Annotated in this window: 12 protein-coding genes; 3 read left to right on the top strand and 9 right to left on the bottom strand. The window is 70.2% G+C overall.

All coding sequences use genetic code 11. The annotated features are described in order from the left end of the window. Window positions 1–167 precede the first annotated feature (167 nt). Window positions 168–1,436, top strand: coding sequence for a hypothetical protein (locus tag AC3RJ7_RS07950; protein WP_491455293.1), 1,269 nt, complete (start codon window positions 168–170; stop codon window positions 1,434–1,436). On the opposite strand, the gene AC3RJ7_RS07945 is transcribed toward AC3RJ7_RS07950, so the two are convergent. The 7 genes from AC3RJ7_RS07945 to rplJ all read right to left on the bottom strand — a co-directional run bounded on the left by AC3RJ7_RS07945 (window position 1,394) and on the right by rplJ (window position 7,952). Further along, on the bottom strand, window positions 1,394–2,386 hold the full coding sequence (locus AC3RJ7_RS07945; RefSeq protein WP_491455292.1) for a carbohydrate ABC transporter permease: 993 nt from the start codon (window positions 2,384–2,386) through the stop codon (window positions 1,394–1,396). The two genes, AC3RJ7_RS07950 and AC3RJ7_RS07945, sit on opposite strands and share 43 nt — an antisense overlap. Next, complete coding sequence (locus AC3RJ7_RS07940) at window positions 2,383–3,354, bottom strand: carbohydrate ABC transporter permease (protein ID WP_491455291.1); 972 nt, start codon at window positions 3,352–3,354, stop codon at window positions 2,383–2,385. The genes AC3RJ7_RS07945 and AC3RJ7_RS07940 overlap by 4 nt, the downstream gene beginning before the upstream one ends. A gap of 109 nt (window positions 3,355–3,463) precedes the next feature. Continuing rightward, on the bottom strand, window positions 3,464–4,813 hold the full coding sequence (locus AC3RJ7_RS07935) for an ABC transporter substrate-binding protein (RefSeq protein WP_491455290.1): 1,350 nt from the start codon (window positions 4,811–4,813) through the stop codon (window positions 3,464–3,466). Window positions 4,814–5,015: 202 nt separating this feature from the next. Continuing rightward, window positions 5,016–6,269: an MFS transporter gene (locus AC3RJ7_RS07930; protein ID WP_491455289.1), complete on the bottom strand. Its 1,254-nt coding sequence runs from the start codon at window positions 6,267–6,269 to the stop codon at window positions 5,016–5,018. After that, window positions 6,266–6,736, bottom strand: coding sequence for a MarR family winged helix-turn-helix transcriptional regulator (locus tag AC3RJ7_RS07925; protein ID WP_491455288.1), 471 nt, complete (start codon window positions 6,734–6,736; stop codon window positions 6,266–6,268). Before AC3RJ7_RS07925 ends, AC3RJ7_RS07930 begins: the two co-directional genes overlap by 4 nt. 295 nt (window positions 6,737–7,031) lie before the next feature. Continuing rightward, on the bottom strand, window positions 7,032–7,415 hold the full coding sequence (rplL, locus tag AC3RJ7_RS07920; RefSeq protein WP_022890492.1) for a 50S ribosomal protein L7/L12: 384 nt from the start codon (window positions 7,413–7,415) through the stop codon (window positions 7,032–7,034). Window positions 7,416–7,463: 48 nt separating this feature from the next. Further along, window positions 7,464–7,952 (bottom strand): 50S ribosomal protein L10, encoded by a 489-nt coding sequence (gene rplJ / locus AC3RJ7_RS07915; protein WP_491455287.1) that lies wholly within the window; start codon window positions 7,950–7,952, stop codon window positions 7,464–7,466. Between the two features lie 390 nt (window positions 7,953–8,342). On the opposite strand from rplJ, the gene AC3RJ7_RS07910 reads away from it, so the two are divergent. After that, window positions 8,343–10,070 (top strand): MDR family MFS transporter, encoded by a 1,728-nt coding sequence (locus tag AC3RJ7_RS07910; protein ID WP_491455286.1) that lies wholly within the window; start codon window positions 8,343–8,345, stop codon window positions 10,068–10,070. 10 nt (window positions 10,071–10,080) lie between these two features. Beyond that, window positions 10,081–10,518 (top strand): MarR family winged helix-turn-helix transcriptional regulator, encoded by a 438-nt coding sequence (locus AC3RJ7_RS07905; protein WP_491455285.1) that lies wholly within the window; start codon window positions 10,081–10,083, stop codon window positions 10,516–10,518. 124 nt (window positions 10,519–10,642) lie between these two features. On the opposite strand, the gene AC3RJ7_RS07900 is transcribed toward AC3RJ7_RS07905, so the two are convergent. Beyond that, entirely contained in the window at window positions 10,643–12,211 is a 1,569-nt protein-coding gene (locus AC3RJ7_RS07900; RefSeq protein ID WP_491455284.1) for a sensor histidine kinase, read from the bottom strand. Then, the gene (locus AC3RJ7_RS07895; protein WP_491455283.1) at window positions 12,208–12,954 is read right to left on the bottom strand and encodes a response regulator transcription factor; all 747 of its coding nucleotides are present in this window, start codon (window positions 12,952–12,954) and stop codon (window positions 12,208–12,210) included. Before AC3RJ7_RS07895 ends, AC3RJ7_RS07900 begins: the two co-directional genes overlap by 4 nt. Between the last annotated feature and the right edge of the window lie 34 nt (window positions 12,955–12,988).

The raw sequence follows: 12,988 nt of genomic DNA, 5'->3' as shown, positions 1-12,988 counted from the left end.
CCGCGGGCGGCTGCCGCCACCCCGAACTGGGGCCAGCCGCCGGGCACGAGCGGGTATACCGTGAGCCGCAACTCCGGTCGTACCCGTGCATCCCGACCCGACGCCCGCCGTTCCCCGCCTGGGAACGTGGCGGTGCCGGACGATCCCGAGTCCGAGGAGTGCCCGAGATGGAGCCGAAACCCGATCGGTGGGCCTCGCGCCTGCGCGCGATCTTCTCGCTCTCCGCGGTCGCCGCCCTCGTGGTCGGCTGCATCGCCCTCTCAGCCTCATCGGCGGAGGCCTTCGTGCCGATGAAGCGTGCGCCCGAGAGCGCGGAGGTCACCGGCGGCCAGTGCGACGGGCATGCACCGACCCCGCTGACGGTGGAGATCTCCGCGACGTATCCGGAAGCGGAGTACGTCATCGTCGTCTCGAGCGGCGGCGTCCAGGTGGACGAGGTGACGCGCATCGGGAACAACGACACGATCTCGGTGTCGTTCACGTTGCCGCCGGGCGACTACCTGGTCGAGGTCAGCCGCTCCGACGCCTCCGGCGACGGCCCCTTCGGCGGGACGATCCCGGCCACGGTGGAGGCGTGCCCCGACATCGGCGTCACGACGACGCCGCTCGGCTGCAGTCTCGGGAGCGACGGCTCGACGCTCGTCGCGTTCACCGGGCTCGTGCCCGGCGAGTCGTACCTCTTCGACGTCGCCGGCCCCGCGTTCTCGTTCGGCGGGCCGTTCGAGGCGGTGTCCGAGACGGAAGAGCGCGAGATCACGGGCATGCCGCCCGGCAACTACACCGTGTACGTGCAATGGAGCCCCGACGACGCCGCGCAGGTGCCGATGTACGACTGGGTCGCCTTCGCCGTCGAACCGTGCGGGCCGGCGATCGAGGTCGCGGTGCAGCAGTGCACCGTCGCGGGCGGCACGGCCGGTGCGACGGCCACGCTGTCGGGCCTCGTGGCCGGGGTCGAGTACACCGTCGGGGCGTACGCCGCCTCGGCGCCCGACGGCGATGCGCTGGCGACCCCTGTGCCGGTCACCGGCGACGCATCGGGGGCGGCGACCGTCGACCTCGGCGCCCTGCCGGCCGGACTCGACGTCGCCTTCCGCGTCGACGGCGTCTGGGAGGCCCCGCCCTGGGAGGAGCCGCCGTGGATCGGTGGCGGGAACTTCGTGCCGCTCGGGTCGGTCGCCCTCTCGGCGAGCGCGGGCGCGAGCCTCTCGGCGTGCCCGGCGGTGATCGAGACACCGACGCCGACACCGACGCCGCCCACCGGCGACGATGCGACCGGCCCGCAGCTCGCGGCCTCCGGTGCCGACGCGGTCGGCTCCCTGCTCCCGGCGGCGATGCTCCTCGGCCTGGGAGCCCTCACGATGCTGCTCGCGCTGCGCCGTGCGCGACCCGCCGCTCAGCCCTTCGACGAGCCGGCGAGCAGGCCCCGCACGAAGTAGCGCTGCAGGCTGAAGAACACGATGAGCGGGATCACGAGCGAGATGAACGCGGCCGCGGTGAGGCGCTGCCAGGTCTGACCGCGCTGGCCCGCGAGTTCGGCGAGCCGCTGGGTGAGCGGGGCGACGTCGGCCGTGCCGCCCGAGAAGACGAGGGCGACGAGCAGGTCGTTCCACACCCACAGGAACTCGAAGATCGCGAACGACGCGAGGATCGGCACCGAGAGCGGCACGACGATCCGCATGAAGATCTGCCCGTGCGTCGCGCCGTCGACCCGAGCGGCCTCCATGAGCTCCCGCGGGATCTCGGAGATGAAGTTGTGCAGCAGGAAGATCGCGAGCGGCAGGCCGAAGATCACGTGGGCGATCCACACCTGCACGTACGTCTCGTCGGGGATGATCGGCACGACGTCGTGCAGCCACTCCTGCGCCGGCTTCAGCGTCGTCGTGAAGATCTGCAGCAGCGGGATGAGCGCCATCTGCAGGGGCACGATCTGCAGCGCGAAGATGCCGATGAACACCCAGTCGACGAAGGGGAACCTGATCCAGGCGAGCGCGTACGCGGCCATCGCCGCCAGCACGGTCGCGAAGACGACGACCGGGATCGTGATCGCGAGCGAGTTCACGAAGTACGAGCCGAGCTGCGGTGCACTGGATGACGCGGACAGCAGCACCTCGCTGTAGTTGTCGAACGTCCAGCCCCAGTTCTCGAAGACCGTCCACCAGCCGGTCGTGTTGATCAGGTCGGCGGGGCGGAAGGAGGAGACGAAGAGCCCGAACGTCGGCAGGGTCCAGAGCACCGCGATGAGCAGGGCGAAGACGGTCGCCGGGCGCGACGTGAGCCGGCGCTTGACACGGGTCGCCTTCGACCCGTCGAGGTTGTAGCCTCGCCGGGCGGCCGCGTCGAGCTCTTTGGCGATCGCCTTGTCGGTCGATCCGGTCGCCTGGCTCATCGGATCTCCCTCTGCTTGCGGAGCACGCGGATGTTGTAGATGACGATCGGCACGACGAGCAGGAAGAGCACGAGCGCGAGCGCCGCACCCCGTCCCGACTCGGCCGCCCGGAACGCCTGCGTGTACATCTCGTTCGCGATGACGCTCGTGTTGAAGTTGCCGCCCGTCATGACGCGCACGATGTCGAACACCTTGAGCGTGGCGATCGTGATCGTCGTGACGACGACGACGAGGCCGCCCCTGATGCCCGGCAGGGTCACGTTGCGGAACCGCTGCCAGTTCGTCGCCCCGTCGAGCTCGGCCGCCTCGAGCTGCTCGGCGGGGATGCCCTTGATCGACGCCGACAGCACGACGACGGCGAATCCGGTCTGCACCCAGATCATGACGACGATGAGCAGCAGCGTGTTGATGAACGGCTCCTGCAGCCACAGTACCGGCTCGCCGCCGAACCAGACCACGATCTGGTTCAGCAGGCCGATCTGGGGACGTGCGGCCGGGCGGTACTCGTAGATGAACTTCCAGATGATGCCGGCGCCGACGAACGAGATCGCGACCGGCATGAACACGAGCGACTTGTAGATGCGCTCGCCGCGCGACCGGTCGATGAACACGGCGTAGGCGAGGCCGATGCCCGTCGACAGCGTCGGCACGAGCACGACCCAGAGGATCGTGTTGCCGAGCGTGAGCAGGGCCTCGGGCTGCGTGAACATCCACACGTAGTTGTCGATGCCGATGAACTCGCCCGCCCGGTTCGTGAACGACGTGAAGGCGGTTCGCACAGCCGGGTAGAGCAGGCCGACCGCCAGCAGGAGGCAGGCGGGGGCGAGGAACAGCACGAGCTGGTACCACTCCCGACCGCGCTTCGGCGCGCGGTCGATGAGGAAGAGGATCAGCCCGATGACGGCCGCGAAGATCGCGAGCCCCAGCAGGATCTGGAAGATCTTGCCGATCAGGTCGGCGGTGGTCACGTCGGGGGCCTCCGATCGCAGGCTGAATCAGAGCGCCGCGTTCCACGCGGCAGGTGGTGGAGCGAGGATACCCGGGGCCGCGCCGTTGGCGCGACCCCGAGGCATCCGATCAGTCCTGCGGCCAGCTCGCCTCGATGAAGTCGAGCGTGTCGGCCGTGCTCTTGCCGCCGATCCAGTCGACCATGCCGGTCCAGAAGGAGCCCGAACCCACCGCGGCGGGCATCACGTCGGAGCCGTCGAAACGGAACGTCGTGTTCGGGTCCTGCAGGAGGGCCACCGACGCCTTCAGCAGCTCGCTGCCGGCGTTCTCGGGGTCGAGCCCGGTGTTGGCGCTGATGACGCCGCCGAGGCTGACGCGCGAGTTGGCCCACTCGGGGCTCGACAGGTACGTCTGCGTGGCCACGACCTCATCGGTGTCGGCGAACGCCGCGACGATCTCGCCACCGCCCGTGACCGCGTTCGCCCCGGCCTCGGTGCCCGGCAGCATGAAGGCCCACACGTCGCCGTCCTCGGCGACCGTCGTGCCCTCGGGCCAGAAGCCCTCGTAGAACGACGCCTGGTGGTGCAGCGCGCACGCGCCGTCCATGATCGGGAGGCCCGCGTCGCCGAAGTCGGTCGTCGCGATCGAGCGCACGTCGCCCAGACCGCCGTTGACGTTGTCGTCGCTGCGGATGAACTCGCCGACCGAGTCGAACGCCTCGGCGATCTTCGGGTCGTTGAACGGGATGTCGTGCGCAACCCACTGGTCGTAGACGTCGGCACCCTGCTGGCGGAGCACGAAGTCCTCCACCCAGTCGGTGCCGGGCCAGCCCGTCGCGACGCCCGAGGCGAAGCCGACGCACCAGGGCTTGTCGACGGCGCCCGACTCGCGGATCTCGTCGGTCAGCGTCGCCAGCTCGTCGAGCGTGGTCGGCACCTCCCAGCCGTTCTCCTCGAACATCGCCGGCGAGTACCAGACCCAGCCCTTGATGTTCGCCATGAGCGGCGCGCCGTACAGCGTGTCGTCGACCGTCCCGTAGGCGGCCCAGTCCTCGGACCAGTACTCGGCCACGTTGTCGGCCACCGACTGCGGCGCCGGGAGCAGGTCGCCCTGCTGCGCGAGGCGCGCGATGAGGCCCGGCTGCGGCGTGATGCCGAGGTCGGGCGGGTTGCCGCCCTCGATGCGGACGTTCAACTGCTCTTCGTACTGGTCGGAGCCCTCGTAGACGATGTCGATGCCGGTGCAATTCTCGAAGTCGGCCCACGACTGGTTCAGAAGCTCGGCCTCGGGGTCGAGGATGGTGCCGTAGATGTTGACCTCGGTGCCGGCGTCGAAGCTCCCGTAGGTCTCGTACGGCCCGCAGTCACCGGTCGCCGCCTCTTCGTTCGCGATGTCTCCCGTGCAGGCCGTGAGCGTGAGGCCGACCGCTGCGGCCACCACGACGGGGGCCATCAAACGGCGATGCCGTGTGAATCTCATGTCATCTCCTCGTTGAGTGCGTGCAGGCGGAGCCGGAGCCCGGTTCCGTTTTCCACGCTATGGCAGCCCGAACGCCCCCACAAGGGGGTGGCCGGTCACGATCCGGCACCGATCGGACCGGCGTCAACGTTGAGTGAGAGCGCTCCCCATCGATCCGCTCCGAGCCCCCGGTCGGGGGTCGTGAGGCCCGCCCGGGCGCGCCTCACCCGGCGTCGCCGACCGAGATCGCCTCGGCCTCGACGAGGGATGCCTCGGCGGGATCCACCCGGTCGACCCGGCGCAGCGCCCGGTGCCCGGCGACGACGATCACGAGCGCGACGCCGACCGAGACGGCCGCCGCGTAGTACGGCGCGTCGGGGGCGACCAGGTGCGCGAGCTCGGCCGCGGCCGGCGGCGCGAGGGCGCCGCCAAGGAACCGGACGGCCGAGTAGGCGCTCGATGCGACCGAGCGCTGGAGGTCGGTCGCCTCCATGACGCACTCGGTGAGGACGGTGTTGAGCACGCCCAGCACGAGCCCGCCGGCGACGATGCAGGCGACGAGCGCGGCCTGGTTCTCGATGAAGAGTCCGGCCGCGACGAGGTCGAGCGAGAGCAGCGGGAGCGCGATCCAGAGCACGCGGGTGCGCGGCATCCTGGCGGTGAGCAGCGGCGCGACGAACACCGAGGTGATCGCGAGCGCGAGCCCCCACCCGAAGAACGTGAACCCGAGCCCGAGCGCGTCGAACCCGAGCGGGAACGGCGAGTACGCGAGCAGGACGAAGAAGCCGATGTTGTAGAACAGCGCGGCGGCAGCGAGCACGGCGAGGGCGGGCCGGCGGAGCGCCCGGATGGGCGCCGACAGCCGCGTCGGCTCGGGTCGCGCCGAGGCATCCCCGGGTTCGCGCAGGAAGGCGACGATCGCGATGAAGCCGACCGCCATGAGCGCGGCCGTGCCGAAGAACGGGCCGCGCCAGCTGACGTGGCCGAGCAGGCCACCGAGCAGCGGTCCGATCGCGATGCCGAGACCGAGCGCCGCCTCGTAGAGGATGATCGCGGACCCGGTGCCGCCCGAGGCGGCGCCCACGATCGTCGCGAGCGCCGTCGAGATGAAGAGCGCGTTGCCGAGGCCCCAGCCGGCCCGGAACCCGATGACCTCCTCGACGTTCTGCGAGAGGCCGGCGGCCGCGGCGAACACGATGATGAGCCCGAGGCCGATGAGCAACGTCTTCTTCGCGCCGATGCGGCTCGACAGCCAGCTCGTGCCGAGCATCGCGAGGCCCGTGATGAGCAGGTAGCTCGTGAAGAGCATCTCGGTCTCGGTCGGCGTGGCCTGCAGGCTCTCGGCGATCGCGGGCAGGATCGGGTCGACCAGGCCGATGCCCATGAACGCGATGACGCACGCGAAGGCGACGGCCCAGACGGCCTTCGGCTGCTTCAGGATCGATGCGGATGTCTCGTGGCTGCCGTGTGCGCTCACGCCGTGGCTGCTCCATTCCGCGCGGCGTCGTCCGCGCGCTCGATACGGGTGCGGATGACGGCGACGGCGCGGGCGAGCGTGTCGCGCTCCTCGCCCGAGAGGTCGTCGAAGTAGGGGGCCATCGCGCCGACGAGTTCGTCGCGCCAGGCGTCGAGGGCGGCGAGCCCCGCCGGATCGGCGGAGATGAGCCAGGCGCGCGCGTCGTTCGCGTCGGCGATGCGCCGGATCCAACCGCGCTCGTCGAGGGCGTGCACGAGCTTCGTCATCGTGGGCTGGCTGACCCGGCTCACGCGGGCGAGCTCGCCGAGGCGCATGGGGCCGAGGTCGCGCAGCACGGCGATCGTGCGCCAGACGGCGGGCGACTCGGCCGACGCGGTCGAGGCGGCGGCGAGGCGGGTGAGCCGATGGTTCACCGAGACCAGGCCCCCGATGAGTTCGGTGAGGTCGGCGCGGTCGCTTGATTCCATAGCCCAACTATATAGCCAAGCTATCGACACCGGAACCCACCCTCGCCCCCGCGCGCGAGTCGCCCACGCGCGTCACCCAACGCGCGCGAGTCGCCACGGGCGCGAGTCGCCACGCGCGCGAGTCGCCGAAAAGTGTCGGGATTCCGGTCACGAACGACCGTTTCTGGAGACTCGGCAGGGGTGGCCGGGCCGGAGACGACGGATGCCCCGTGGCCGATGATCGACCACGGGGCATCCGTGTGCTTGGTGACGCAGGTCACCTCAAGCCCGAGAGCGCCCGAGCGGGCGCACCGGATTACTTGAGGGTGACGGTGGCGCCGGCCTCCTCGAGGGCAGCCTTGGCCTTCTCGGCGGTCTCCTTGTTCGCGCCCTCGAGCACGGCCTTGGGAGCACCGTCGACGACGGCCTTGGCCTCGCCGAGACCGAGCGAGGTGAGCTCGCGGACGGTCTTGATGACCTGGATCTTCTTGTCGCCGGCAGCCTCGAGGATGACGTCGAAGGAGTCCTTCTCCTCAGCCTCTTCAGCAGCGCCCGCGCCACCGGCAGCGCCGGCGACGGCGACCGGAGCGGCCGCGGTGACTTCGAACTTCTCCTCGAACGCCTTCACGAACTCGCTGAGCTCGACAAGCGTGAGACCAGCGAACTGCTCGAGCAGCTCTTCGGTGGTGAGCTTCGCCATGATGTTTCTCCTAATGGGTGGGGTTTGTAGAACGAGTCCGTCGGGCGCTCACGCGGCCTCGGCGGTCTCCAGCTTTTCGCGAAGCGCGTCGATGGTGGCGGCAGCCTTGCCCATCGTCGCCTTCATCATGCCCGCAGCCTTCGCCAGCAGAACCTCGCGGCTCTCGAGCGAGGCGTACTTGTTGACCTCGTCGGCGCTGAGGGTCTTGCCCTCGAAGACGCCGCCCTTGATCACAAGGTTCGGGTTCGCCTTGGCGAAGTCACGCACGGCCTTGGCGGTGGCGACGAAGTCACCATGCACGAAGGCGACGGCGGACGGACCGGTGAGGTCGGCGTCCAGCGTCGTGATCCCCGCGTTGTTGGCGGCGATCTTGGTCAGCGTGTTCTTCACCACGGCGTAGTTCGCGTCCTGACGGATGCTGTTGCGCAGCGCCTTGAGCTGCGCAACCGTCAGGCCGCGGTATTCGGTCAGCAGAACGGCGGCCGAGCTCTCGAACAGGTTCGTGAGTTCGGCAACCGAGGCTTCCTTGTTCGCCATGGCCACTCCTTGTGTACTCAACGCGCATCGCGGAGGCGATGCACGGCCTGGAGCGCTGGAAGCATGGGGAGAAAGAAAAAAGCTCCGGCGCAGTTGCGCGGAGCTCAACCCGAGATCACTCGGAAGTCTTCGTCACACCTGCGCGGGCCCTTGCTTTCGCAAGACTTCGGTCGCATTCGCCTCGTTTTCACGGGGCGCGCACGACAACCAGCGGTCTTCGGCTCCGTCAAGGTTAGCGGATGCCTCGGGGTCCGCCAAATCGGTACCGACCGGAGCATCCCGGCCACGGTCGTGGCGGGTCCCGGAATAGTTGACTTCGATCGATAGTTGATGATTATCAACGAATGATCTATAGTTGACCGTAATCAACTTTCTGTGAGGTAACTCCCCGTGACCGCAACACTCGTCAACGACACCGAGGCGGCCCGTTCGCCGCGCGAGGTGTTCACGGCCCTGTCGGGCCTCATCATGGGCATGTTCGTCGCCGTGCTCTCGGGCACGGTCGTCTCGACCTCGATGCCCGTCATCATCGCCGACCTCGGCGGCGACCAGGCCGCCTACACCTGGGTCATCACCGCGAGCCTGCTCGCGACCGCCGTCTCGACCCCGATCTGGGGCAAGCTCGCCGACCTCCTCGACCGCAAGATGCTGCTGCAGATCGCGCTCGGGCTCTTCGTGGTCGGCACCGTCGTCGCCGGCTTCTCGCAGTCGACCGGCATGCTCATCGCCGTGCGCGTCGTGCAGGGTCTCGGCGCCGGCGGCCTCATGTCGCTCGTCATGATCGCGGTCGCGCTCATCATCTCGCCGCGCGAGCGCGGCAAGTACATGGGCGTCGTCGGCGGCATCATGGCGCTCGCGACGATCGGCGGGCCGCTCCTCGGCGGCGTCATCACCGACGCCTTCGGCTGGCGCGCCAACTTCTTCATCGGCGTGCCCTTCGCGGTGCTCGCGATCATCCTGATCCAGCGCACCCTGCACCTGCCGAAGCCCGACCGCGAGCGGGTGAAGATCGACTACGTCGGGGCCATCCTGCTCACCGTCGGCGTCTCGCTCCTGCTCATCTGGGTGTCGATGGGCGGCAACCAGTTCGACTGGAACTCCGTCGAGAGCTTCGTCATCATCGGCGTCTCGGCGGCCGCGATCATCGGCTTCGTCGTGACCGAGTTCCTCGTCGAGGAGCCCATCGTGCCGATGACGCTCTTCACGAACCGCACCTTCACCCTTTCGGTCATCGCGTCGATCTCGATCGGCGTCGCGATGTTCGCGACGAGCGTGTTCCTCGCGCAGTACTTCCAGCTCGCCCGCGGCGCGACCCCGACCGAGTCGGGCCTCATGACGATCCCGATGATCGTCGGCCAGATGGGCGCCTCGATCGGCGTGGGCGCGCTCGTGAGCCGCTTCGGCAAGTGGAAGGGCTGGATGCTGCTCGGCTCGGCGCTCGTGACCGCCGGCGCCTTCTTCATGACGACGCTGCGCTACGACACCGACTTCACGCTCGTGTCGGTCTACATGTTCGTGCTCGGCGCCGGTCTCGGCATGGTCATGCAGAACCTCACGCTCGTCGTGCAGAACGACACCCCGCCGTCGCAGCTCGGCGCCGCGAGCTCCGGCGTGAACTTCTTCCGCTCGATCGCGGGCACGATCGGCGTGACCATCATGGGCTCGGTGCTCGCCACCCAGGTCACCTCGCACATCACCGACGGCCTGTCGAAGTTCACGCCGACCTCGCCCGACGAGATCGACGCGCTGAAGTCGCTCGCGAGCGGCGGCCTGCCGAAGGTGTCGGAACTGCCCGACACGATCCGCGTGATCGTCGAGGGCTCGTACGGCCACGGCATCGCCGACGTGTTCTGGATCGCCGTGCCGCTCGCGGTGCTGAGCCTCATCGCGATCGCGTTCCTGCCGAACAAGCCGCTCTCGACGAAGAACGCCGCGCAGACGCTGGCCGAGGAGGCCGAGCAGGTCGCCATCGACCTCGCCGAGGCCGAGATCGCCGCCCCGGTCACCTCGTCGCTCCAGGTCGTCGAGGGCGGGGATGCCACGACCGGCGCCGACCGCGAGGCATCCGCCCGTTCGCCGCGGGCCGGGGCCGCGACCGCGCAGGAGGCGCGCAAGTAGCATGATCGCCATGACCGACCCGTCCGTCGAACAGGCCATCGCCCGCGTCGAGGAGCAGCTCGGCGTCGTCTTCAACCGCGCCCGTACGGTGTGGAAGGAGGCGGCCCAGCAGATCCACCCCGAGCTCAACCCCGCCGGCTACAAGCTGCTGTCGACGATCGTGCGCTGCGGTTCGTCGAACGCGCACCAGCTCGCGGAGTTGTTCGACATGGACAAGAGCGTCGTGAGCCGGCAGGTGCGCATCCTCGAGGAGGACGGGCTGGTCGTGAGCCGCCCCGACGAACGCGACGGACGGGTGCGCGTGCTCGAGCCCACCCCGTTCGCGGTCGAACGCGTCGCCGCCCTGCGGGCGAAGAACCAGGCGCGGCTGCACGAGGCGCTCAGCGAGCGCACGGTGGCCGAGCTCGATTCGTTCGCCGAGATGCTCCGCGTCCTCGCGGAGGCCTGACCCCGGGCGGAACCCCCGCCGCCCGGCACGCGCCGAACGGAGTCCCCCGCCGTTCCGCGCGACGAAGGAGCGCATCGAGACCCCGTCCCGATGCGCTCCTTCCCTTCTCCCGGCTCCGGCCCGCTCAGCCGGCGAGCGGCAGATCGACCGTGAACACGGTGCGGCCGGGCTTCGAGTCGACCTCGACCGTGCCGTGGTGGGCCTCGACGACGGCCCGCACGATCGCGAGGCCGAGGCCCGTCGATCCGGCCCGGCGCGAGCGCGAGGCATCCCCGCGCGCGAAGCGCTCGAACAGCCGGTCCCGCAGCGCCTCGTCGATGCCGGGGCCGTCGTCGGCGACCTCGAGCCTTGCCCGGCCGCCCGCCTTCGTGAGCCGGGTCGTGACGGCCGTGCCGGCCGGCGTGTGCACCCGGGCGTTCGCGAGCAGGTTGGCGAGCACCTGGCGCAGGCGCGCGTCGTCGCCCGAGACCTCCACGGGTGCCTCCCCCGCGTCGACCGACCAGTCGTGATCGGGGCCGGCGGCCTGCGCGTCGCCGACGGCGTCGACCACGATCGCGCGCAGGTCCACGGTCGAGTGCACGAGCTCGCGCCCCTCGTCGAGCCGGGCGAGCAGCAGCAGGTCCTCGACGAGCTCGGTCATGCGCACCGACTCCGACTCGATGCGGCCGAGCGCGTGCACGACGTCGTCGGGCAGCTCGCCGCCGTGCAGGCGGGTGAGCTCCGCGTAGCCGCGGATCGAGGCGAGCGGCGTGCGCAGTTCGTGCGACGCGTCGGCGACGAATCGACGCACCTTCTGCTCGCTCTGCTCGCGCGCGGTCAGGGCCGAGGCGACGTGGCCGAGCATGCGGTTGAACGCCGAGCCGAGCCGGCCGACCTCGGTGCCGTCGTCGTCGACGTCGACGCGTTCGGCGAGCGCGACGTCGCCGCGGTCGAGCGGCAGTTCCGAGACGCGTTGCGCGGTCGCGGTGACCCGCGCCAGCGGGCTGAGCGCACGGGTCACGATGAGCGAGCCGAGCGCGAGCGCCGCCGCGAGCCCGGCGAGCGCGACGATCGTGATCGTGATCGCGAGCTGCGAGGTCGCGGCGTCGACCTCGGCGAGCGGCAGCGCGAGCACGATCGACACGCCGTCCCACTCGGCCTCCTCCACGGCGAGCGCTCGGTAGTCGCCGAACTCGCCGACCCTGATCGAGTGCGGCCGGCCGTCGGCGGGCACTGCGGCGAGGGTGTCGGCCACATGCGCGGGCAGGTCGAGCACCCGGCCGCGCTCGGTGATGTAGCCGGCCTGCGGGTCGCCGTCGCTCGGCACGAGGGCCGCGAGCGTCCCGGCCTCCTGGCCGGGCACGTTGAGGACGAGCCCGGGCGCGGCGGCGGGATCGCCGGGGAATCCGGGCGGCTGCCCCGCGATCGCGACGTTCGCGCGCGAGATCGCGGAATCGAGGTTGGCGTCGAGCCGGGCGACCGACGAGCTGTGGAACACCGCCACGCTCACGACGCCGACGACCGCGCTCACCGCGACGAGCAGCGACGCGACGATGACGAGGAGCCGGCGACGGAGGGTCCACGGGCGACCGCCCGAGGCATCCGTGCGGTTCGTCGACGCGCCGCCGCCCGCGCGCGCGTCGTCGCCGTGGCTCCGCATGGTGGCCTCCCGGCGGGCGGCCGTGGCGTATCCGGGGTCGCCGGGGTGCGTCATCCCGCCGCCTTCAGCATGTAGCCGGCACCGCGCACCGTGTGGATCATGGGCGGGCGGCCCGCGTCGATCTTCTTGCGCAGGTACGAGATGTAGAGCTCGACGACCGTCTCCTTGCCGCCGAAGTCGTACGACCACACCCGGTCGAGGATCTGCGCCTTCGACAGCACCCGCCGGGGGTTGCGCATGAGGTAGCGCAGCAGCTCGAACTCGGTCGCCGTGAGCTCGATCGGCTCCCCGCCGCGGGCGACCTCGTAGGAGTCCTCGTCGAGCGTGAGGTCGCCGACGGTGAGCACCGGATCCTTCGCTTGGGCGAGGGTGAGGGTGGACCGGCGGATCAGCCCCCGCAGCCGCGCCACCACCTCCTCGAGGCTGAACGGCTTCGTGACGTAGTCGTCGCCGCCCGCGGTGAGCCCGGCGATGCGGTCGTCGAGCGAGTCCTTCGCGGTGAGGAAGAGCACGGGCGTCTCGGTGCCGTCGGCGCGCACCCGCTGCAGCACCTCGAGCCCGTCGATGTCGGGCAGCATGATGTCGAGCACGATCGCGTCGGGGCGGAACTCGCGGGCGACGCGCACGGCCGACTGGCCGTCGGCGGCGGTCCGCACGTCCCAGCCCTCGTACTTGAGCGCCATCTTGAGCAGCTCGGTGAGCGAGTGCTCGTCGTCGACGACGAGCACCCGCACCATCGACCCGTCGCCCTTGGCGATCGCGGGGGCACGGTGCGGGGCGGCGGGCGTCGAGCTCATGTCTCCAGTATCCGCACCGAGCTATGCGATTCCT

The organism is Agromyces solani, from assembly GCF_058349925.1.
The sequence above is the reverse complement of the archived record's forward strand: the minus strand, read 5'-3'. Positions and strand labels throughout refer to the sequence as shown.

Coding starts and splice junctions, on each gene's coding strand:
- rplL (WP_022890492.1), bottom strand. CDS start 7,415: ATGGCGAAGCTCACCACCGAAGAGCTGCTCGAGCAGTTCGCTGGTCTC.
- AC3RJ7_RS07905 (WP_491455285.1), top strand. CDS start 10,081: ATGACCGACCCGTCCGTCGAACAGGCCATCGCCCGCGTCGAGGAGCAG.
- AC3RJ7_RS07950 (WP_491455293.1), top strand. CDS start 168: ATGGAGCCGAAACCCGATCGGTGGGCCTCGCGCCTGCGCGCGATCTTC.
- rplJ (WP_491455287.1), bottom strand. CDS start 7,952: ATGGCGAACAAGGAAGCCTCGGTTGCCGAACTCACGAACCTGTTCGAG.
- AC3RJ7_RS07945 (WP_491455292.1), bottom strand. CDS start 2,386: ATGAGCCAGGCGACCGGATCGACCGACAAGGCGATCGCCAAAGAGCTC.
- AC3RJ7_RS07935 (WP_491455290.1), bottom strand. CDS start 4,813: ATGAGATTCACACGGCATCGCCGTTTGATGGCCCCCGTCGTGGTGGCC.
- AC3RJ7_RS07895 (WP_491455283.1), bottom strand. CDS start 12,954: ATGAGCTCGACGCCCGCCGCCCCGCACCGTGCCCCCGCGATCGCCAAG.
- AC3RJ7_RS07925 (WP_491455288.1), bottom strand. CDS start 6,736: ATGGAATCAAGCGACCGCGCCGACCTCACCGAACTCATCGGGGGCCTG.
- AC3RJ7_RS07900 (WP_491455284.1), bottom strand. CDS start 12,211: ATGACGCACCCCGGCGACCCCGGATACGCCACGGCCGCCCGCCGGGAG.